The sequence below is a fragment of the Serratia sp. CY84636 genome, assembly GCF_052166245.1.
In the GTDB taxonomy this organism is placed as follows: Bacteria; Pseudomonadota; Gammaproteobacteria; order Enterobacterales; family Enterobacteriaceae; genus Serratia; species Serratia nevei.
Window position 1 is genome coordinate 113,436 of sequence record NZ_JBJNOX010000011.1, and the last position, 21,205, is coordinate 134,640.

Annotated in this window: 20 protein-coding genes; 7 read left to right on the forward strand and 13 right to left on the reverse strand. The window is 60.7% G+C overall.

All coding sequences use genetic code 11. The features are described from left to right. Positions 1–127 precede the first annotated feature (127 nt). Positions 128–442 carry a hypothetical protein gene (locus ACJ8QI_RS21890; RefSeq protein WP_442533084.1) on the reverse strand — a complete coding sequence of 105 codons (315 nt, stop codon included), beginning with the start codon at positions 440–442 and terminating at the stop codon, positions 128–130. 175 nt (positions 443–617) lie between these two features. Here ACJ8QI_RS21890 and ACJ8QI_RS21895 point away from each other — a divergent pair, with 175 nt between their 5' ends. Both ACJ8QI_RS21895 and ACJ8QI_RS21900 read left to right on the forward strand, forming a co-directional pair. Further along, a complete protein-coding gene (locus ACJ8QI_RS21895; RefSeq protein WP_442533085.1) occupies positions 618–1,250 on the forward strand; it encodes a LuxR C-terminal-related transcriptional regulator in 633 nt (210 codons plus the stop codon). Beyond that, positions 1,247–3,028 (forward strand): ATP-binding protein, encoded by a 1,782-nt coding sequence (locus ACJ8QI_RS21900; RefSeq protein ID WP_442533086.1) that lies wholly within the window; start codon positions 1,247–1,249, stop codon positions 3,026–3,028. The genes ACJ8QI_RS21895 and ACJ8QI_RS21900 overlap by 4 nt, the downstream gene beginning before the upstream one ends. Positions 3,029–3,042: 14 nt before the next feature. Here ACJ8QI_RS21900 and ACJ8QI_RS21905 read toward each other — a convergent pair whose 3' ends face one another. Next, the gene (locus ACJ8QI_RS21905) at positions 3,043–3,876 is read right to left on the reverse strand and encodes an enoyl-CoA hydratase-related protein (RefSeq protein WP_197779181.1); all 834 of its coding nucleotides are present in this window, start codon (positions 3,874–3,876) and stop codon (positions 3,043–3,045) included. Positions 3,877–3,998: 122 nt separating this feature from the next. Here ACJ8QI_RS21905 and ACJ8QI_RS21910 point away from each other — a divergent pair, with 122 nt between their 5' ends. Further along, on the forward strand, positions 3,999–4,361 hold the full coding sequence (locus tag ACJ8QI_RS21910) for a winged helix-turn-helix transcriptional regulator (RefSeq protein ID WP_442533087.1): 363 nt from the start codon (positions 3,999–4,001) through the stop codon (positions 4,359–4,361). A 58-nt stretch (positions 4,362–4,419) separates the two neighbouring features. Here the strand turns inward: ACJ8QI_RS21910 and ACJ8QI_RS21915 are convergent, their stop codons facing one another. The 4 genes from ACJ8QI_RS21915 to guaB form a co-directional block, all read right to left on the reverse strand. Further along, positions 4,420–4,752: a type II toxin-antitoxin system RelE/ParE family toxin gene (locus ACJ8QI_RS21915; RefSeq protein ID WP_141959938.1), complete on the reverse strand. Its 333-nt coding sequence runs from the start codon at positions 4,750–4,752 to the stop codon at positions 4,420–4,422. Positions 4,753–4,783: 31 nt separating this feature from the next. Then, the gene (locus tag ACJ8QI_RS21920; protein ID WP_141959940.1) at positions 4,784–5,011 is read right to left on the reverse strand and encodes a type II toxin-antitoxin system Phd/YefM family antitoxin; all 228 of its coding nucleotides are present in this window, start codon (positions 5,009–5,011) and stop codon (positions 4,784–4,786) included. 205 nt (positions 5,012–5,216) lie between these two features. After that, entirely contained in the window at positions 5,217–6,794 is a 1,578-nt protein-coding gene (guaA, locus tag ACJ8QI_RS21925) for a glutamine-hydrolyzing GMP synthase (RefSeq protein ID WP_019452367.1), read from the reverse strand. Between the two features lie 102 nt (positions 6,795–6,896). Then, positions 6,897–8,360, reverse strand: a complete 1,464-nt coding sequence (gene guaB / locus ACJ8QI_RS21930; RefSeq protein WP_033635581.1) for an IMP dehydrogenase — start codon at positions 8,358–8,360, stop codon at positions 6,897–6,899. A 170-nt stretch (positions 8,361–8,530) separates the two neighbouring features. Between guaB and xseA the strand changes: the two genes are divergently transcribed. Next, positions 8,531–9,907, forward strand: coding sequence for an exodeoxyribonuclease VII large subunit (gene xseA / locus ACJ8QI_RS21935; RefSeq protein WP_055312720.1), 1,377 nt, complete (start codon positions 8,531–8,533; stop codon positions 9,905–9,907). A gap of 3 nt (positions 9,908–9,910) precedes the next feature. Here xseA and ACJ8QI_RS21940 read toward each other — a convergent pair whose 3' ends face one another. Both ACJ8QI_RS21940 and ACJ8QI_RS21945 read right to left on the reverse strand, forming a co-directional pair. Beyond that, positions 9,911–12,277, reverse strand: coding sequence for a TIM-barrel domain-containing protein (locus tag ACJ8QI_RS21940; protein ID WP_442533089.1), 2,367 nt, complete (start codon positions 12,275–12,277; stop codon positions 9,911–9,913). Positions 12,278–12,288: 11 nt separating this feature from the next. Further along, positions 12,289–13,599, reverse strand: a complete 1,311-nt coding sequence (locus ACJ8QI_RS21945) for an MFS transporter (RefSeq protein ID WP_033635583.1) — start codon at positions 13,597–13,599, stop codon at positions 12,289–12,291. Positions 13,600–13,958: 359 nt separating this feature from the next. Here ACJ8QI_RS21945 and ACJ8QI_RS21950 point away from each other — a divergent pair, with 359 nt between their 5' ends. The 3 genes from ACJ8QI_RS21950 to ACJ8QI_RS21960 all read left to right on the forward strand — a co-directional run bounded on the left by ACJ8QI_RS21950 (position 13,959) and on the right by ACJ8QI_RS21960 (position 16,470). Beyond that, positions 13,959–15,041, forward strand: a complete 1,083-nt coding sequence (locus ACJ8QI_RS21950) for a LacI family DNA-binding transcriptional regulator (RefSeq protein ID WP_060424920.1) — start codon at positions 13,959–13,961, stop codon at positions 15,039–15,041. Between the two features lie 62 nt (positions 15,042–15,103). Beyond that, positions 15,104–16,129 carry a M4 family metallopeptidase gene (locus tag ACJ8QI_RS21955; protein ID WP_187322685.1) on the forward strand — a complete coding sequence of 342 codons (1,026 nt, stop codon included), beginning with the start codon at positions 15,104–15,106 and terminating at the stop codon, positions 16,127–16,129. Then, the gene (locus ACJ8QI_RS21960; protein ID WP_033635587.1) at positions 16,129–16,470 is read left to right on the forward strand and encodes a protealysin inhibitor emfourin; all 342 of its coding nucleotides are present in this window, start codon (positions 16,129–16,131) and stop codon (positions 16,468–16,470) included. Before ACJ8QI_RS21955 ends, ACJ8QI_RS21960 begins: the two co-directional genes overlap by 1 nt. 4 nt (positions 16,471–16,474) lie before the next feature. Here ACJ8QI_RS21960 and ACJ8QI_RS21965 read toward each other — a convergent pair whose 3' ends face one another. The 5 genes from ACJ8QI_RS21965 to ACJ8QI_RS21985 form a co-directional block, all read right to left on the reverse strand. Continuing rightward, positions 16,475–16,696, reverse strand: coding sequence for a zinc ribbon domain-containing protein (locus ACJ8QI_RS21965; RefSeq protein WP_060424924.1), 222 nt, complete (start codon positions 16,694–16,696; stop codon positions 16,475–16,477). Between the two features lie 12 nt (positions 16,697–16,708). Next, complete coding sequence (locus tag ACJ8QI_RS21970; protein WP_047570928.1) at positions 16,709–17,665, reverse strand: AEC family transporter; 957 nt, start codon at positions 17,663–17,665, stop codon at positions 16,709–16,711. 99 nt (positions 17,666–17,764) lie between these two features. Beyond that, positions 17,765–19,255, reverse strand: coding sequence for a ribosome biogenesis GTPase Der (gene der / locus ACJ8QI_RS21975; RefSeq protein ID WP_019452357.1), 1,491 nt, complete (start codon positions 19,253–19,255; stop codon positions 17,765–17,767). Positions 19,256–19,386: 131 nt separating this feature from the next. Beyond that, complete coding sequence (gene bamB / locus ACJ8QI_RS21980; protein WP_336843928.1) at positions 19,387–20,568, reverse strand: outer membrane protein assembly factor BamB; 1,182 nt, start codon at positions 20,566–20,568, stop codon at positions 19,387–19,389. An 11-nt stretch (positions 20,569–20,579) separates the two neighbouring features. Further along, positions 20,580–21,200: a YfgM family protein gene (locus tag ACJ8QI_RS21985; RefSeq protein ID WP_033635592.1), complete on the reverse strand. Its 621-nt coding sequence runs from the start codon at positions 21,198–21,200 to the stop codon at positions 20,580–20,582. Between the last annotated feature and the right edge of the window lie 5 nt (positions 21,201–21,205).

The window sequence follows — 21,205 nt, forward strand, 5'->3', positions numbered from 1 at the left end:
AGGAAGTGTGAGGCGTTATTTCGCGCACGCCGGTTTAGTGATCGTCGAAGCAAAAGCTTATTGCCCCCCGGCGCTGACGCTTCGACGATGGAAAACCAGGAAGCGGAAATACCGCCCCCAAAGCGAATTATTTATGCGTGACCACCGGCGTACAGGTCGGCGCGCTCAGCGACGGCGACGAACCTAAAATTCCCGGCATCATCAGCGACGAGCAATCGAAAATACGGCCCTTTTCCGTGGTGGCGCGATATGAAAGTTTTTGGCCGCCCAGCGCATCCGGCTGCGCGCCATTGACGTTGGTCACGGTAATTTCGTCCGATGAGCCCAGGCCCAGCATTTTGGCGGTTTCCGCCTGCAGCAGTGGAATGGCCTGATCGGTTTTCAGGGTGGAACAACCGGCTATCATCATCGTCATGGTTAAAGCGATAAGTGGTTTATTCATAAATTATCCTTTATAACCAATCAGTTAAAATTATCGATTGGCTTTATGTTTTCTCTTATCCAAATCCTCGAATAATATATTTCCCTTTCCTAAACGAAAAAACCCTCCTAAAGTAGGGAGGGTTGATAATAATTCATCAGACTTATCTGAACTGTGAAGGCGAAAGGAGAATCCTTTGGGGCAGGATTATGCGTTGGTCGTTGATGACCATCCATTGGTAGCAAGCGGCATCGCTAATTTTCTCAGCACGCATTGCCGATTCAAACAGGCGCATGTGGTGACCAATGAAGAGAATTGCTACCGTCATATTAGGGAAAATGGCCCGCCGCGTTTACTGGTAATTGATTTTTGGCTCTCTTCCGGTACAGCGTTGAAATTACTCAAAGAAGTAAAACAACGTTATCCGCAGGTACGGATTTTAGTGATCAGCGGCGACGAGAATAACGATATCTGGCAGAAAGTGCACAATGCCGGCGGGCACGGATTCGTATTAAAAAACGAGCCACCTGAATTATTCGCCAGGGCAGTCTTTGCGCTAAATAATAATCAGGAGTGGTTCCCGAAGGGAAATGAACTTGCTATTAAAAGCAGCCACGAACATTTAAATAAATTCAATTTAACGCCGAGACAAATCGACGTATTAACCATGATGTTGCGCGGCCTGCCAAATAAAAGAATCGCGACGCAGCTCTCTATTTCCGAACCTACCGTCAAAGAACATATCAGCAATATATTGAAAAAGATCGGCGTCAACAGCCGGGTAGAAGCCATCACGCTGTTGCACGGCAAACGGGATCCGTCGTCATGAGGTTTTTCCAGAATTTACAAAATGATGGTATCTCCCCACGCGCGCAGATCCGCCTGCTGGACAACACCTTCATGCGGCTGGTATTCAGTTTCACCGCCGTGCCTTTCGTCGGCATCCCGTTCGCCATCTGGATTTATTTGCTGGGTGATGAACTCGGCCCCACCATTACCTGGATCATCGTTTACCTGCTATGCGCCGTGGCGATCCGAATATGGCACCGTCGCTACCTGCATGAGGCCAAGGAAAATGATGAAGACGCCGTGCTGCGCCGCTGGCTGCCGCGCATTAATAAGGTGGCCTTTATTCACGGGCTGGGGATCTCATCACTCTATTTAATTACGCCGCAGACCCATAACTTTGACTTTTTTCTGCTGCTCAATATCAGCATCGCCGCGATCGTCGCCGCCAACGCAACGCATCTGACGCCGGTTATCAGCACCTTTACCCGCTTTTTCTTCGCCTCCTGGGGGCTGCTGAACCTCGGCATCATCTGCCGGCTGGAAGACGTGATGTTCATCGTGCTGATGCTGAACTTGCTGTACGGCTTCGCCATTTACCGCCACGCGTTAACCTCGCATGCGTTCTTTATCCAGCAGGCGTTGCTCGAAGAACAAAGCTCGCGCCTGGCGGAGCAGTTCCGCCAGGCTAAAGAGGAGGCGGAACAGGCGCTGCTGGACAAGAACCAGTTCCTGACCACCGCCAGCCACGATCTGCGCCAGCCGGTGCACGCCATGGGCTTTCTGATCGAAGCCATCATCCACAAAAACCGCGACGACAGCCTGACGCCGCAGCTGCTGGATCTGCAGCAGAGCGTGCGTTCGGTGCATTTGATGTTCAATTCATTGCTCGATCTCAGCAAGATCGAATCCGGCAACGTACGCACCGCCGCCACCCATGTGGATATCGGCGCCCTGCTCGACTCGGTGATCACCCTGTTCCGCGAAGAGGCCAACAGCCGCGCCCTGGCGCTGCGCACCTGGCGGCCCAAACGGCGCATCAGCGTGATGGGCGATCCGCTGCTGGTGCGGCAATCGTTGATTAACCTGATCCAAAACGCCCTGCGCTACACGCAACAGGGCGGCGTGCTGATCGCCATCCGCCCGCGCGGCGCCGAGTGCCTGGTGGAAGTGTGGGACACCGGCGTGGGCATCGCCGACGAAGAGAAAAGCAAAATCTTCTCCCCTTACTACCGCCCCGAACTGGCGTGGAAAATCGACAGCGCCGGCCACGGGCTGGGGCTGGCGGTGGTGGCGCGCTGCGCCAAGCTGATGAAGGTGAAGTACGGCATGCACTCCGTCGAAGGCAAAGGTTCGCGCTTCTGGATGCGCTTCACGCAATACATCGGCGAAGATAAAGCGCCGGAAACCGCGGCTGCCTACGACAACACCGCCACGCCCATCCGCTATGCGCCGCTGCGCGGCGCCTGCCTGGTGGTGGACGACGATCCCTTGGTGACCTCCGCCTGGGAGAGCCTGATGAGCACCTGGGGCATCACCGTGCGCTGCGCGGCCTCCGCCGAGGAAGCCTTCGCCATTGTCGAGGACGGTTTTACGCCGTTCGCCGTGCTGTGCGACCAGCGCCTGCGCTCCGGCGAGAGCGGTTTCGACATCCTGAAAGCGCTGTTCGAACGCCTGCCGGACGTGAGCGGCGCGATGGTCAGCGGCGAGTTCAACTCGCAGATATTGCAAGAGGCCGAGCAGGAAGGCTATCTGGTGCTGCGTAAACCGCTGGAGCCGGCCAGGCTGCATGCGCTGCTGACGCAGTGGGGGGCCGGCTAGCGCGAGGCGGTGCCTTAGCGGGCAAGATGCCGCAGCAGGCCTTCAAGGTTGCGCTCCCCCTCCGGGGTTTGCGCACCGGCCTTCAGCCCGCCGCGAATCAACCGCTCCGCGGCCGGGCGTGCGAACAATCCCGCCCAGGCGTCGTGCTCGCGATAAAAACCGGCCTGCAGATCCGGTGCAGGCATCGCCTGCTTGGCCGCCGCAATCACCCCCGCAGGCAATGCCGCGATATTGCGCGCTAACCGATCGACGAAATCATCCAGCTCGGCAGCAGGCAAGGCGCGGTTAATCCAGCCATAACGTTCTGCGGTAGCGGCATCGATAAGGTCGGCGCCCAGGATCACTTCCAGAGCGCGGCCGCGCGTCATTCGGCTCATCAGATACTGCGTCGCGCCACCGCCGGGCGTAATGCCCATCAAGGCCTCGCACTGGGCCAGTCCCGCCGTTTCCCGTGCCGCGAAAGCCATATCGGCCGCCGCCACAAACTCGGCGCCGCCGCCGCGCGCCAGCCCAGCCAGCTTAACGAGAGTGACCTGCGGCTGGCTGCGCAGCAGTTCGCCAAACGCCTGGAACGGATTAAGCCCCTCCGGCGCGTTGCTAGCCAGTTCATCGAAAGCGTGCGGCTCATCGATCAAGGTCATATCGACATGAGCAATAAAGAACGCTGGGTTCGCGCTCTGGAACACCAACACCCGCGTATCCGGATCGTCACGCACCGCGAGCAATAAACGGCTGATTTCCGACATCAGCGCCACATCAAGCACGTTTACCGGTGGGTTATCGATAGCGATCGTCATCACGCCGTGCGCATGAGACAGCCTGAGTTTGCTGAAATCTGTATCTGTCATCTCAATGTCCTTTTACCTGGGGTACAAGTGCGGGTTATTCGTGCCCTGTTTCGAATGGTATACTTTGCATACCAGGCGTCAATTACGCATCTTAAGCATCCCAGGGATGCAGGAGGATACCGATGGATACGACCGACCTTGTTTACCGCGCCGACTGCCCAAGCCGCATCGTGCTCGATCAGATTGCCGATAAATGGTCCATGATGGTGCTGGAAGTGCTGCGCGAGCCGCAGCGTTTCAACGCCATCAAGCGCCGTTTGGATGGCGTCACGCAACGCGTGCTGACCCAGACACTACGCAAGCTGGAACGCAACGGCATGGTGCATCGCAAAGTGTTGGACGGGCGGGTGCTTGGCGTCGAGTATTCGCTGACGCCGCTCGGCAAATCCCTGCAGGGGCCGTTCTCGGTACTGTTCGACTGGACGTTAGGAAATATTGAGGCGATTCAGGAGTGCCAGCGCAAGTATGATGAGCAGGACGGGTGATGCGATCCCCAAAGTCTTTCACTTGCAGGTAAACGAGGGTTAGGCAGCCCTCGGGCTATCAGGGCATGATGAGACGCTTAAACAACAACTGCTGGATATCCTGCCGATGTGACAAAATCGCATGTGCTGTTACCAACCTTCCGTCTACGGAATACAAAACCCGGTAACCTTCAGCGTGATTAAACTCCCGGTACTTTGCACAGCCAATTTTGAGCAGCTCGGGGCAAATCTGGCATCCCTGCGGGAATTGGCCAACGATGCTCTCAAACTGAGTGAGTATATCCGCAATCACCGGGCGCGGTTCGACATCAACGCGACGGAGATGGTTCACTATTGTGTCGATGCAGTGCTTTACCGTAAGCGTGTACTCAAAGGTCACCTGCTGTTCCATCGCAATCCCTTAATGTTGAGCACTGTAATGCTTAAAGCCCATCCAGCAGCTGTTCCTTCGAGAACACGCGCCCTTCCGCTTCATCCTTCTCTGACAGCGTCAGCAATTTCAGCAGAGCAATGGCGTTCTCCCGCTCCTGTTGCTGCTCATAGGATTCTATAACGTAGGCGGGAACCCCATTTTGCGTGACCAGGATAGGTTCAGAGAGATCGAGCGTGGCCGCGTTTTTTTTAACGTAGCTGATGGTCTCTACTTTCATCTGTGCCCCCAAGCGCTATCAATCATACCAAGGTTTGAATATAGGCCATATTTAGACCACAAACAATGTTCGGCTTTACCCATAACTTACCTCATGGCTGACAACAGGCAGAAAAGATATGGCCATATAAAGAAAAACCCTCTGTAAAAACAGAGGGTTTCAGTCACTACGGCCTAGTTACGAACAGGCTGCGGGAAGTGTCCAATCACTCCCACTCGATCGTCGCCGGCGGCTTGCCGCTGATGTCGTACACCACGCGGGAGATGCCGTTCACTTCGTTGATGATGCGGTTGGACACGCGGCCGAGGAAGTCATACGGCAGGTGCGCCCAGTGCGCGGTCATGAAGTCGATGGTTTCTACCGCACGCAGGGAGACCACCCAGTCGTATTTGCGGCCGTCGCCCATCACGCCGACCGAACGCACCGGCAGGAACACGGTGAACGCCTGGCTGACTTTGTTGTACAGGTCGGCCTTGTGCAGCTCTTCGATGAAGATGGCGTCGGCGCGGCGCAGCAGATCGCAGTACTCTTTCTTCACTTCGCCCAGCACGCGCACGCCCAGACCCGGGCCCGGGAACGGGTGACGGAACAGCATGTCGTACGGCAGGCCCAGCTCCAGGCCGATCTTGCGCACTTCGTCTTTGAACAGCTCTTTCAGCGGCTCGACCAGGCCCAGCTTCATCTCTTTCGGCAGGCCGCCCACGTTGTGGTGCGACTTGATCACGTGCGCTTTGCCGGTGGCGGAAGCGGCGGATTCGATCACGTCCGGGTAGATGGTGCCCTGTGCCAGCCATTTCACCTGCTCTTGCTTGCAGGCTTCTTCGTCGAACACTTCAACGAACACGCGGCCGATGATTTTACGCTTGGCTTCCGGCTCGTCCACGCCCGCCAGCGCGGTCAGGAAGCGATTTTCCGCCTCGACGTGCACGATGTTCAGGCCGAAGTGGTCGCCGAACATTTCCATCACCTGCTTGGCTTCGTTCAGGCGCAGCAGGCCGTTGTCGACGAACACGCAGGTCAGGCGTTTGCCGATGGCGCGGTGCAGCAGCATCGCAGTCACGGAGGAGTCGACGCCGCCGGACAGGCCGAGGATCACGTGGTCTTCCCCCACCTGCTCGCGGATGCGCTCGACCGCATCTTCGATGATGGTGGCCGGGGTCCACAGGGCTTCACACTGGCAGATGTCCAGTACGAAACGCTCCAGCATGCGCTGGCCCTGACGGGTGTGGGTCACTTCCGGGTGGAACTGCACGCCGTAGAAGCGTTTTTCTTCGTTGGCCATAATGGCGAACGGGCAGGTGTCGGTGCTGGCGATGGTTACGAAGTCGGACGGGATTGCGGTCACTTTGTCGCCGTGGCTCATCCACACGTCCAGCAGCGGTTTGCCGGCCGGGCTGATGGCGTCTTCGATGTCGCGCAGCAGCGCGCTCTCTTTGACGATTTCCACCTGGGCGTAGCCGAACTCGCGTTCGTTGGAACCCTGCACATGGCCACCCAGTTGCATCGCCATGGTCTGCATGCCGTAGCACACGCCCAGCACCGGCACGCCGGCGTTGAACACATAGTCCGGGGCGCGCGGGCTGCCGGCTTCGGTGGTGCTTTCCGGGCCGCCGGACAGGATAATGCCGCTTGGGTTGAATTCGCGGATCTGCTCTTCGCTAACGTCCCAGGCCCACAGTTCGCAGTAAACGCCGATTTCGCGCACGCGGCGGGCGACCAGTTGGGTGTATTGCGAACCGAAGTCCAGTATCAGGATGCGATGCTTATGGATATTTTGTGTCATGTGAGGCGAATTCCAGCAACAAGAGAAAAAGAGCGAAAATGTGTGTTTCGGGATGGGGCTTAACGCCCCACCCCGGCCTCTCACTCAGGAGAGGTTAAGGCATCAGCCCATGCGGTAGTTCGGCGACTCTTTGGTGATGGTCACGTCGTGCACGTGGCTTTCCTGAATGCCGGCGCCGCTGATGCGCACGAACTCCGCCTTGGTGCGCAGATCGTCGATGGTGGCGCAGCCGGTCAGGCCCATGCAGGAGCGCAGGCCGCCCATCTGCTGGTGCACGATGGCTTTCAGCATGCCTTTATAGGCCACGCGGCCTTCGATACCTTCCGGCACCAGTTTGTCGGCGGCGTTATCGGTCTGGAAGTAACGGTCGGAAGAACCTTTGGACATCGCGCCCAGCGAGCCCATGCCGCGGTAAGATTTGAACGAACGGCCCTGATACAGCTCGATTTCGCCCGGGGATTCTTCGGTGCCCGCCAGCATGGAGCCGACCATCACGCAGGATGCGCCCGCGGCGATCGCTTTGGCGATGTCGCCGGAGAAGCGGATGCCGCCGTCGGCGATAACCGGGATGCCGGTGCCTTCCAGCGCTTCCACCGCGTCGGCGATGGCGGTGATCTGCGGTACGCCCACGCCGGTCACGATGCGGGTGGTGCAGATAGAGCCAGGGCCGATACCCACTTTCACCGCGCTCACGCCGGCTTCAGCCAGCGCTTTGGCGCCCGCTGCGGTCGCGACGTTGCCGCCGACGATCTGCAGATCCGGGTATTTGGCACGGGTTTCGCGGATGCGCTGCAGCACGCCTTCGGAGTGGCCGTGCGAGGAGTCGATCAGCAGGACGTCAACGCCTGCCGCCACCAGCGCGTCAACGCGCTCTTCGTTGCCGGCGCCGGCGCCGACCGCCGCGCCCACGCGCAGACGGCCGTGCTCGTCTTTACAGGCGTTCGGCTTACGTTCCGCTTTCTGGAAGTCTTTAACGGTGATCATGCCCAGCAGGTGGAAGCTGTCGTCCACCACCAGCGCTTTTTCTACGCGCTTTTCGTGCATCTTCTGCAGCACCACGTCGCGTGCTTCACCTTCTTTCACGGTGACCAGGCGATCTTTCGGCGTCATGACCGCGGTGACCGGCTGGGTCAGATCGGTCACGAAGCGCACGTCGCGGCCGGTGATGATGCCGACCAGTTCGTTGTCTTCGGTGACGACCGGGTAACCGGCGAAGCCGTTGCGCGCGGTCAGCTCTTTCACTTCCTGCAGCGTGGTGGACGGGGTAACGGTCTGCGGGTCGGTAACTACGCCGCTTTCATGCTTCTTCACGCGGCTGACTTCTTCAGCCTGGCGCTCGATAGACATGTTTTTGTGGATGAAGCCCAGGCCGCCTTCCTGCGCCAGCGCGATGGCCAGGCCGGATTCGGTAACGGTATCCATGGCTGCGGACAGCATAGGGATGTTCAGGCGGATGGTTTTGGTCAGTTGAGTGCCGAGCTCTGCGGTGTTAGGCAGAACCGTGGAGTGGGCTGGAACCAGGAGGACGTCGTCAAACGTCAGAGCTTCTTTAGCGATACGTAGCATGGGCAATATCTCACCAGGGTGGGCTGTGAAAAAGATAAAATATTGCCGCGGCATTATACAGAGCGGAATCGGTTGCCTCCAGCACTTTCTTGCAAAAAGTCTTGATTACCTTTTTCAGCCATGTAGTATCGACCAATTAAGTGATTGTTTTGAAATTTGATCTGGGTCACATGTCGCTACCTGTTTCGCCTTCCATTTTTACCGTAAGCCGCCTCAATCAGACGGTTCGCCAACTGCTGGAAATGGAAATGGGGCAGATTTGGCTCTCCGCCGAGATCTCCAACCTCTCCCAGCCCGCCTCCGGCCACTGGTATTTTACGCTGAAAGACGACCGCGCCCAGGTGCGCTGCGCGATGTTCCGCAACAGCAACCGCCGCGTCACCTTCCGGCCGCAAAACGGCCAGCAGGTCCTGGTGCGCGCCAGCATCACGCTGTATGAACCGCGCGGCGACTACCAGCTGATCGCCGAGAGCATGCAGCCCGCCGGCGACGGCCTGCTGCAGCAACAGTTCGAGCAGCTGAAACAGCGCCTGAGCGCCGAAGGGCTGTTCGATCAGCAATTCAAGCAGCCGCTGCCCGCCCCGGCCAAACGCGTCGGGGTGATCACCTCCGCCAGCGGCGCGGCACTGCACGATATTCTGCAGGTATTGCAGCGGCGCGATCCGTCACTGCCGATCGTCATCTATCCCACCTCGGTGCAGGGCGCGGAAGCGCCGATGCAGATCGTGCGCGCCATCGAGACCGCCAACCGCCGCGACGAATGCGACGTGCTGATCGTCGGCCGCGGCGGCGGTTCGCTGGAGGATTTGTGGAGCTTCAACGACGAACGCGTGGCGCGGGCGATCTTCGCCAGCCGCATTCCGATCGTCAGCGCCGTCGGCCATGAAACCGACGTCACCATCGCCGACTTCGTCGCCGATCTGCGCGCGCCAACCCCTTCCGCCGCCGCCGAACTGGTCAGCCGCAATCAGCTTGAGCTGTTGCGCCAGCTGCAGTCGCAGCAGCAGCGGCTGGAGATGGCGATGGATTACTACCTGGCGCAGCGCCAGCAGCAGTTCACCCGCATTCACCACCGTTTACAGCAGCAGCATCCGCATCTGCGCCTGGCACGCCAGCAGACGCTGCTGTTCAAGCTGCAGCGCCGGATGGAAGACGGCATGCAGCAACAGCTGCGCCTGGCCGCCCGCCGCAGCGAACGCGCCCAGCAGCGGCTGGCGCAGGTGCAGCCGCAGGGCCGCATTCACCGCTACCAACAGCGCGTACAGCAGCAGGAATACCGCCTGCAGCAGGCGATGGAGCGGCAGCTCAACGCCTACCGCCAGCGCTTCGGCGTGGCCTGCAGCCAACTGGAAACCGTCAGCCCGCTGGCGACGCTGGCGCGCGGCTACAGCGTGACGCAAACCCCGCGCGGCGAGCTGCTGAAAACCACCAAACAGGCGCAGGTCGGCGAACTGCTGAAAACCCGCCTGCAGGACGGCTGGGTGGAAAGCGAGGTGAAAACCATCACCGTCGCCAAGAAGCCGCGCAAGAAACGCGCGGCCGAGTAACCCCTACTCCAGCGTAAAACGCTCGCCCGGTTCGCCGTTTACCCACAGCGCGCGCGTCTCGCCTTCCGGCAGGCTGAGCGCCAACGTGCGCCAGGCCGGGCGGAAACGCCCTTCCGTCGTGATATCCAGCATGATGCGCTGATTGTCGCAGCGCATTTCCCAGCGCAGCCACAGCGCATCGCCCTGCCGCCAGCCTTCGCTTTCACCGTCGTCCTCAAACAGCAGCCCGCTGCTTACGCCGCAGCCCTTGAGCGGAAACAGCCGCAGCTCGCGCCGATCGTCGGCGGCCACGTCCACATGCGCCAACCGCTGCGACAGCGGCAGCGCCGCCCCGGCGCGCACCAGCAGCGGCAGACGCTCCAGCGGCGCCGCCAGCGTCACCGTCTGGCCGCCGCCGAACCACTGGCCGCTGTAGAAGCAGTACCAGCCTTCGCCGTTGTCCGGCAGATACACCGAACGCCGGCGCTGCCCCGGTTCCACTACGCTGGCCACCAGCAGATCGCGGCCGATCAGAAAATCGTCGTTCTCGTCGAAGGTGCGCGCATCCTGTTCATGATCGAGAAAGGTCGGGCGCAGCATCGGCTCGTCGTCCGCGCAGGCCTGCCAGAACAGGGTGTAGAAATACGGCAGCAGCCGGTAACGCAAGTTGATCGCCTCGCGCACCGCCGGGGTGGCGGCCGGGTACATCCAGGGCTCGTTGACCGTGGCGTCGTCGTTCCAGGAATGAATGGTGAAACGCGGATGCATCACGCCGTTTTGCACCCAGCGCACCAGCAGCTCCGCATCCGGCTTGTCGCCGGAGAAGCCGCCGACATCGTGGCCGAGGTTATACAGTCCGGACAGGCTCATGCCCAGCCCCATGCGGATGTTGTAGCGCAGCGTCTGCCAGCTGGTGCGGTTGTCGCCGCTCCAGGTCTGCACGTAGCGCTGCATGCCGGCGCAGCCGGAGCGTGAGATCAGGTACGGCCGCTTCTGCGGCGCGAAGCGCTGCTGGGCCTCCATCGAGGCGCGCATCATCAGCAGCGGCATCACCGGGCGGATGTGCTTGATGGCAATCGGCCGCCCGAAGCCGTGGCAGCGCGCTTCGCCGTCCCACACTTCGTATTCGTTGTTGTCGTTCCAGGTCGAGTCGATGCCCATCTCCAGCAGCTGCTGCGTGACACCCTGCTGCCACCAGCGCACCGCCGCCGGGTTGGTGAAGTCGAGGTGCGATCCCTCGTCGTCCCAGAAGCTGGAGCGCTCGGGCGCGTCGCTTTGCGAATCGCGGATAAACAGCCCCTGCGCCGCCACCGCCTGATACTGCGGGTGATCCTGCAGCAGGCACGGCTTGATGTTAGCCGCCAGCCTGAGACCGGCGTCGTGAAACGCCTGGCTCAATTGCTTGGGCTGCGGCACCTTGTCGTAATTCCAGTTGAACACGTAGCGCTTGTTGTTGATCGAGGTGTAGCCCGACGACAGCTGGAAGGAGTCGCAGGGAATGGCGTGTTGACGGCACAGCGCGATGAACTGCTGCAGCTGCTGCTGGGCATCCGGCGCGTCGGTGTAGTGCATGGTCGAGCCGCTGTAGCCCAGGCTCCACTTCGGCCCGAAGTGGGTGCGGCCGGTCAGGCGCACGAAGGCCTTGGTGACGTCCACTACCTTCGGCCCGAGGAACAGGTAGTAATCCAGATCGCCCGCTTCGGCCTGATAGCGGCGATAGGCCGCGTGGTAGTTGTCGATCTCGTTGCCCAGATCCAGCCAGCAGCTGCTCAGGTTGTCGTAGAACAGGCCGAAGCTCGCCTCCGGCCCGCGGGTGATGGTAAACGGAATGTGTTTGTACAGCGGGTCGGTGCTGGCGGCGTTGTAGCCCATCGCGTCCAGATTGCGCATCTCGAAGCGGCGGCCGGTGCGTTCCAGATCGCCGGCTTTTTCCCCCAGGCCGTAATAGCGCTCATCGGCGAAACGGCGCTGGTAGTGCGCCACGCCGTCGCCGTGCGCATTGAGCAGGTAGGCGCTGGTCGGCCGGTCCGCCGCCAGCGGCCGCCACTCGCCGGCGGCGTTGCAGTACGCCCATTCCAGCCACAGCGGCTGATGCACCGTTACGCGCAGACGCGGCGTGCTGACCACCAGCCGATCGCCCTCCTGGCGCAGCTGATAGCCCGGCAGGCTGAAGCCGGCGACGCTGAGCCGATCGCGCCCCTCCCAGGGCACATCCTCCTGCGGCGCGATGCTCCAGGTGCGATCCAGCGCCAGCTCGCCCTCACGTTTGATCAACACGCGGAACAGATCGTTTTCCAGCACGTACAGGCAGAAACGGTGGCGTTCATCGACCAGCAGCTCAACGTGGTCGGCATGCTGCGCCGCCAACGTCCAGTTTTTCAAGGTTTTCATAAGCATTCCACTTAGCTGTGTGAAGGGGTTTTCTTACCGCCGCGTTCGGCGATCAGGGCAATCAGGAACAGGGCGCCGATCAGGTCGAAGAAACCCATGGCGATGAACAGCGGGTTGAAGCCGATGGTGTCGGATACCGCGCCGATCAGCAGCGTGAACAGGAAGCTGGCGATCCAGGCACTGGAGCCGCGCATACCATTGACCGTCGCCATCTGGTTTTTATCGAACGACTCCACCACCAGCGCACTGAGCATGCAGGAGATCACCTGGTGGCCGAAGCCGCCGATCGAGATCAGCGCGATCGCCACATAGGGATCTTGGGTGATCGCCACGAACGCCAGCGACACCATCAGGAAAGCGCCGGTCACCGAGCTGGCGACCACCGAGTTGACGCGGCTGCAGCCGAACCATTTGCGGTACAGGGTGGTGAGATAGCCGCTGGCGACGCTGCCGATATCCGCCGCCAGGAACGGCAGCCAGGCGAACATCGCGATCTGTTTCAGATCCATGCCGCGTTCGGTGGCCAGGTACAGCGGCACCCAGAAGCTGAAGACCGCCCAGGCCGGTTCAGCGAGAAAGGCCGGGATGGCGATGCCGTAGAACTTCTTGTTCTTGCACAGGCTGGCCAGCGAGGTGAGGAACGGCAGCTTCGGCAGCACCGGCTCGTTGTCTTCGCGGATCAGATCCAGCTCTTGCTGGCTGAGGTTCGGGTGCTGCTGCGGCGAGTGGTAGAACAGCCACCACAGCACCACCCAAATCAGCGCCAGCCCGCCGGAGAACAGGAAGGCGCCCTGCCAGCCGAAGGAGACGTGAGCGATGACGATGATCGGCGGCGCCAGCATGGCACCGATGGAGAAACCGACGCCCGCCCAGCCGGCGGCGATCGGCCGCTCCTTCTTCGGGAACCAGTCGGAGATCGCCTTGGCGTTGGCCGGGGTGGCCGCCGCCTCCGCGCCCCCCATGAAGAAGCGCAGAATGGCCAGTTGCAGCCAGCTGCCGGCGCCGGCGTGCAGCATGCATACCACCGCCCAAATGCCGGCGCAGATCAGAAAGCCCATCTTCAGGCCGATAACGTCGATCAGCCAGCCGCAGATCGGCTGAAACACCGTGTAAGCCAGCTGGAACGACGCCACCACCCAGGCATATTGCTCGGTGCTCATGTTCAGGCTGGTTTTCAGCTCCGGCGCCAAAATGCCCAGCGAGTTACGGGTGATGTAGTTGACCGTGACGCCCAGCAAGAACAGCGCCAGCATCCACCAGCGCAGCGATTTGAACTTGCGCCGGCCGCTCTGCGCGACCGCCTGATTGATCTCCACACTCATCGGTTCTCTCCCCGCGGCCGCCGGCGACGGCAACGCGCGTTTTAGTAGGGTACGTTGTGCTATCAAACACGGGACGGTGAAAACGGGTCGGCGCCGTATCATTGGCCGACAGACAATCACAACCCCATGATTTATTTTTGGTTTTCTTTTTCGCACACCGTTAAAATTGGACTGACAGGTCGCTAAAATTGGTGTACCAATGCAGACTACTCAGCGAGAGCGCGTAGCGAAACGGGGTTTTTTGCAAAGATTTTCACAGGCGGGTGAAAAAATAGTCATAATGGGCATAAAAGCCGGTCAAGACGCTGAAAATCCGCGGTGAAAATATTCTCATGGACGAATTTGAAGGAGATCACAGAATGAACGGAAAGCTGAAAATTCAGGAGATCGCTCGCCAAACCGGGTTGTCGATCAGCACCGTTTCCCGCGTGCTGGCGGGCAAGGCCAACACCAGCGCCGAAGCGCGCCGCAAGGTGCTGGACTGTGCGCAGCAAAACGGCATTCTGCAGGGTATTTCCAGCGGCCGGCTGATGCTGAACAACGTGATGGTGTTCGCGCCGCAGCGCGCGTTCGACGTACGCACCGACATCTTCTACTACAAGGTCATTCAGGGTATCGCCGCCGCGCTGATGGAGCACGAGGTGCGCATCCGCTACTGTGGGCTGGAAGAGCAACACAGCGACGGCGCGCTGTTTCTGGAAAAGATGAGCGACCCGCACACCGAAGCGGCGCTGATCATCGGCATCGATGACGAGCATATCCACACTCTGGCCGCCGATCTGCACAAGCCCTGCGTGCTGATCAACTGCAGCGATCGGCAGATGCGGCTGGACAGCGTCTCGCCGGATCATCAGTTGATCGGCGACTATTCCGCCAGCTACCTGTTTCAGCAGGGGCACAGCCATATCCTCAATCTGCAGTGTCTGCGCCGCCACACCATGGAGCTGCGGCTGGCGGGCATCCGGCAGGCCTACGCCCGGCATCATTTGCCGTTCGACGACGGCCGCCATCTGGTCACCACCTCGGGCTTCGGCGGCGAAGAGGCCGAGCAGGCGCTGACCACCTATCTCGACGGCCTCCTCGGCCACTCCCCGCTGCCGACGGCGATCCTGGCCGGCGGCGACTACATGGCGGTCGGAGCGGTCAAGGCGCTCAACAAGCGGGGGCTGAGCGTGCCGGGCGACGTCTCGGTGATGAGCACCGACGGCTTCAACCTGGCGGAAATCCACGATGTGCCGCTGACCTCGGTGCAGGTTCCGCGCGATGAGCTGGGCTACGAGGCGATCCAACTGCTGCAGCGGCGCATGCTGCGCGCCGACGCGCCGCCGTGCAATCTGCTGCTGCACGGCCGGCTGGCGGTGCGCGCCTCGGTGCGGCGCATCAGCCCGCACAAGACCGCGCCGGCGGTGAGCACGCATGACCACAGGCTTTATGACGAGTAGGCTACACTTAGGCACAGTGCATTCATTCGATGAGGTAAAATTTTTGCCTAAGGAGAGCCACTATGCCAGCCCAGCGCATGCGTTCCGTCATTCCTCCCTACATGCTGCGCCGCATCATTGAACACGGCAACGCCCCGCAGCGCGACTGCGCGCTGCACACGCTGAACCACGTGCAAAGCCTGCTCGGCAACAAGCCGCTGCGTTCGCCGACCGAGAAAAACGCCCGAGCCGGCGAAGCGCTCCGCGATATCTACGACGCCAAGAACGGCACCCAGCTGCCCGGCAAACAGGTGCGCAAAGAGGGCCAGCCCAGCAACCACGACGTGGCGGTGGACGAGGCCTACGACTATCTCGGCGTCACCTACGATTTCTTCTGGCAGGCCTACCGCCGCAATTCACTGGATAACCAGGGGCTGCCGCTGGTTGGCAGCGTGCACTACGGCAAGGAGTACCAGAACGCCTTCTGGAACGGCCAGCAGATGGTGTTCGGCGACGGCGACGGCGAGATCTTCAACCGCTTCACCATCGCCATCGACGTGGTCGGCCACGAGCTGGCGCACGGCGTGACCGAGAGCGAAGCCGGGCTGATCTACTACCAGCAGTCCGGGGCGCTCAACGAGTCGTTGTCCGACGTATTCGGCTCGTTGGTCAAGCAGTTCCACCTGCAGCAAACCGCCGATAAAGCCGACTGGCTGATCGGCGCCGGGCTGCTCGCCAAGGGCATCAAAGGCAAAGGGCTGCGCTCGATGTCGGCACCCGGCACCGCCTACGACGATCCGCTGCTGGGCAAAGACCCGCAGCCCGCCAGCATGAAAGATTATATCCAGACCAAGGAAGACAACGGCGGTGTGCACCTCAACTCCGGTATCCCCAACCGCGCCTTCTACCTGGCGGCGACGGCGCTGGGCGGCTTCGCCTGGGAGAAAGCCGGCTACGTCTGGTATGACACGGTGTGCGACAAAGCGCTGCCGCAAAACGCCGACTTCGCCACCTTCGCCCGCGCCACGGTGAAACATGCGCTAGCGCGTTTCGACCAGAGCGTGGCGGACAAGGTGCAGCAAGCCTGGCATCAGGTGGGGGTGGAATAATGAAACCGCTGCCGACGCTCAATCAGGATACGGTCATTGAGCTGGCGCGCGAGGGGGGCTTCGCCTACATTCCCAAACTGGCGGGCCAGCGCCGCATCGCGCTGGCCGATATCACGCCGGAGCAGCGGCAGCGCCTGAATCAGTTGCTGAACCAGACGCTGCCCTATGCGCAGGAAGAAGGCCAGCCCACCTCCCCCGGCTGCGGCGACCAGCGCTACTACCGCGTGCAAATCAACTACACCAGCCCCACCCTGAGCACTGAGATCGTGCTGTTAATCCCGGAAAGCAGCGCGCCGCAGGCGCTGGTGGATCTGTGGAAAACCGGCCAGGTGGATGAGTGAGGGCTTACAGCGGCTGATAGCTGAAATTCACCCGTTTTTTGGAGATCAGCCCGTGCCCGTTCTGGCACAGGTAATCCACCGCCCCGCAGGCTTTCAATTCTTGCAGCGGCTGCCCGCACTCCGGGCAGCTCGCCAGCTGCCGATAATCGCTCTGGCAGGTTTCACAATGGTAGTGACCCGCTACCCACTTCATGGTCTGACGGCAGTGCGGACAGTGCGCTTCCATAACGACTCCAGGTTAAATCGCGCCCCATGAGCGCAAGAAATAGATCCCCAACGCGGTGGTGAAGAACGAACCGACGGTGGTGATGGCGATAATGTTGGCCGCCAGCGTGGCGTTGCCGCCCATGGCGCGCGTCATCACATAGCTGCCCGAAGCGGTCGGCGTGGCGGAAAACAGGAAGATAATGCCCAGCGCCGCCCCCTGAAACCCGCACAGCCAGCCGGCCAGCGTCATCAGGCACGGCACCAGAAACAGCTTGGCCGCCGACGACAGCGCCGCCACGTTGGACGAGCGGAACATGGCGCGAAAATCCAGGCTGGCGCCGGTGCACAGCAGCGCCAGCGGCAGCGACAGCGCGGAAATATAGCTGCCGGTCTGGCGGATCACGGCCGGGATGCCCAGCCCGGTTTGCGCATACAGCAGCCCGCACACCAGGCCAATGATCAGCGGATTGGTAACGATGCTGCGCAGCAAAGACAGGTGGCTGATTTTCTTGCCCTGCCCGCCCTGCAGGCTGCGCGTCAGAGTAATCACCGACAGCACGTTGAACAGGATCACCGTCACCGTCAGATACAGCGAGGCGAGCGCAATCCCTTCGCTGCCGTAGGCGGTCATGGCGTAGGCCAGGCCGACGATGGCGGTATTGGCGCGGAAACCGCCCTGCACGAACACCCCACGCTCACGCGGCTCTTTCACCAGCCACTTGGCGGCCAGCTCCAAGAGCAGGAAGGTCGCCAGCGTGCCGACCGCGCCAAACAGCACCAGCGGCAGGTTGCCGAGCAGCTGCGGGTGGTTGGTGGCGATGCTGAAAAACAGCAGGCACGGCAGCGCCAGATTGAACACCAGGCGGGTCGCGCCGTCGACAAAGCGGTCATCCATCAGGCGCCAATGGCGCAGCAGGATCCCCAGCAGCATCATCAACAGATTCGGCACGGTGACGTTGAACGCAAAACTCCAGGTTTCCCAGGACATGGTGTTCCTTCAGGCAGGCGAGGTAATCTTCAGATAATAAAACGATTTCGGGCCAATAAAAAAGGGGCGCGGCATCACTGCCGCGCCCCTCATGAGCGATTACTTGCTCTTTTTCAGGTGGCTCATCAGGCGCTTGCGCTTGCGCATCTGGGTCGGCGTCAGCAGGTTGCGTTTGCCGGCGAACGGGTTGTCCCCCTCTTTGAACTGGATGCGGATCGGCGTCCCCATCACGTTCAGCGAACGGCGGAAGTAGTTCATCAGGTAGCGCTTGTACGAATCGGCCAGATCGCTGACCTGGTTGCCGTGGATCACCACGATCGGCGGGTTGTAACCGCCGGCGTGGGCATATTTCAGCTTCACGCGGCGGCCGCGCACCAACGGCGGCTGGTGATCGTCAACCGCCATCTGCATGATTTTGGTCAGCATCGAGGTGTTTACGCGGCGGGTTGCGCACTCGTAGGCTTCCTGTACCGATTCGAACAGGTTGCCGACGCCGCTGCCGTGCAGCGCGGAAATGAAGTGCACGCGCGCGAAGTCGACGAAGCCCAGACGCAGGTCGAGCATCTCTTTCACGTGCTCGCGATCTTCTTCGCTCATGCCGTCCCACTTGTTGACCGCAATCACCAGTGAGCGCCCACTATTGAGGATAAAGCCGAGCAGCGAGAGATCCTGATCGGAGATGCCTTCACGCGCGTCGATCACCAGCAGCACGACGTTGGCGTCTTCAATCGCCTGCAGGGTTTTGATCACCGAGAACTTCTCGACGGTTTCGGTCACCTTGCCGCGTTTACGCACCCCGGCGGTGTCGATCAGCACATATTCGCGTTCGTCGCGCACCATCGGAATGTAGATGCTGTCGCGGGTGGTGCCCGGCATGTCATACACCACCACGCGCTCCTCGCCGAGGATGCGGTTAGTGAGCGTAGACTTACCAACGTTCGGACGACCGACGATCGCCAGTTTGATCGGCAGATCCTGCGGGTTGAACTCTTCTTCCGGCTCTTCGTCTTCTTCGCCTTCCAGCGTTTCGCCGTTTTGCTCGGCCCAGTAAGCGGCGTTGGCCTCTTCCTCGGTCAGCTCGACGTCTTCCGGTTTTTCCGGCACGAACGGCACCAGCACGTGTTCGATCAGCTGGGTCACGCCACGGCCGTGGGAAGCGGCGATAGCGAACACTTCACCCAGGCCGAGCGAGTAGAAATCGGCGGTAGCGGTGTCCGGATCCAGGCCGTCGGTCTTGTTGGCCACCAAGAAGGTCGCCTTCTGGCGGCTGCGCAGGTGCTGAGCGATGCCCTGATCCGCCGGCATCAGGCCGGCGCGGGCGTCGACCATGAACAGCACGATGTCCGCCTCTTCGATCGCCAGCAGCGACTGACCGGCCATGCGCGTTTCGACGCCGTCTTCGGTGCCGTCGATACCGCCGGTATCGACGATGATGAATTCATTGCCTTCGATTTCAGCACGACCATACTTGCGGTCACGCGTCAGCCCCGGGAAATCCGCCACCAGCGCATCGCGCGTATGGGTTAAACGGTTGAACAAGGTGGATTTACCCACATTCGGGCGCCCGACCAGCGCGACGACAGGTATCATTGTTGAAGCCTCATTACTTAATAATCAATGCGTTACTGCACTGTGGATAGACACCAGCGGTGCAGCTTATAAAAATACGAAACGGCCCCTGAACATTCAGGAGCCGTTTTCAAGCCTTGCGACGAGCGGCGTTAGCGGGTGAAAGCGTAAACTTTCCCGCCGCGAGCCTGGATGACCAGCTTGTCGCCGGCCACCATCGGCGCAGACAGGAAGCCGGAGCTGTCCACTTCCTGCTGGGCGACAAAACGGCCATCGGTGGTGTTGATCCAGTGCAGATAGCCTTCGGCGTCACCGGTCACCAGATAACCATTATACATCACCGGCGGCGTCAGGTTGCGGTGCAGCAGATCGCTCTGCGTCCACACGGTCACGCCGCCTTCAGTGCTGAGCGCGACGACGCGATCGTTCTGGTCGATCAGGTAGATGCGGCCCGCGTCGACGATGAAATCGTTCACCGAACCCAGCTCGCGTTTCCAGATGATCTGACCGGAACGCAGATCCAGCGCCGTCAGGTTGCCGTTGTAGCCCAGCGCGTAGACCACGCCGTCAACGATCACCGGCGTGGTGTCCACGTCGTTCAGGCGATCGATTTCGGTCGCGCCGCTCGGCTGAGAAATGCGCTGTTGCCAGATCAGTTGACCCTGCTGCATCAGCACGGCGCTGACGCGGCCGTTGTCACCGCCGACGATGGCGGCGCCAAAAGCGACGGCCGGCGCGGATTCACCGCGCAGCGACAGCGAAGGCATGTCCAGGTTAACCGTCCATTTCACCGCGCCGTCGGCTTCGTTCAGCGCCTGCAGCATGCCGTTGGAGGTGTGTACCAACACCATGCCGTCGCTGACAACCGGACGGGAGATCGCTTCGCCGGCCACTTTGGTCTGCCAGGCGATGGCGCCGTCGGCGGTGTTCAATGCGTAAACCACCGCTTTTTCGCTGCCGACGTAAACCTTGTCACCCGCGACCGTCAGGCCGCCCGACAGCAGCGCAGACAGGTTGCTGGAGAAGAAACCGGTCTTCTCGGAGAGATTAACCTTCCACTTCTCGTTGCCGCTGTCGGCGTCCAACGCTTTCACGATGCCGAAGCGATCGGCGGCGTAAATGGTGCTGTCCTGATAGGCCGGACGCAGGTGGGAGTAATACTCACCGATACCGTCGCCCACAGAGGTGCTCCACGCCTTGTTCGGCGTAAACTGATTTTCAACTTTCGGCAACGGCGACATGGTAACCACGTCTTCTTCGCTGTTAAACAGCGAGCAACCACTCAGCAAGGCAGCGGAAACCAGTCCGACCAAGAGTGTTTTACGCAATTGCATGGGAATTCCCCTTAGCTGGACAAGTTATTCAATTTCATGCGCAGCAGAACCTGCAGCGCCTGAGAAGCGTTGGACTCAATGCCTTTGCTGTAAGCTTCGCGTGCGCCCTTGGCGTCGCCCTTGGCCAGCAGCACATCGCCGCGCACATCCTGCATCATCGCCGCCCAGCCTTCGCCTTTCACGCCATCTAGCGTTTTCAGCGCTTCATCCAGCTTTTTCTCCTGCAGCTGGACGCGCGCCAGACGCAGATCGATCATCGCCAACAGGTTGTCGTCTTTGGTCTGGCCCTGCGCCAGCGCCAGTTGTTGTTCCGCCTTGGCGAAATCATTCTGTTCGACAAAGTGCTTGGCCAACTGCAGCGCGGCCAATACGCCGTAGCTGTTGCCATTAGCCTGGACAAATTTCTCCGCGGCAGCCACGTCATCCGGCTTGCCGGCCGCCAGACGATCGCTGGCTTCCTGATAGGATTGCGACGCAGCCATCATGTTGGAGTTTTCATGGCTCTGCCAGTAACGCCAGCCAACCAGGGCACCAATTCCGAGCACCACGCCCACCGCCAGCGCTTTGCCGTTCTCGGCAAAGAACCGACGCAGTGCGTCGACTTGTTCGTTTTCAGTGGTATAGACTTCCACGGTGT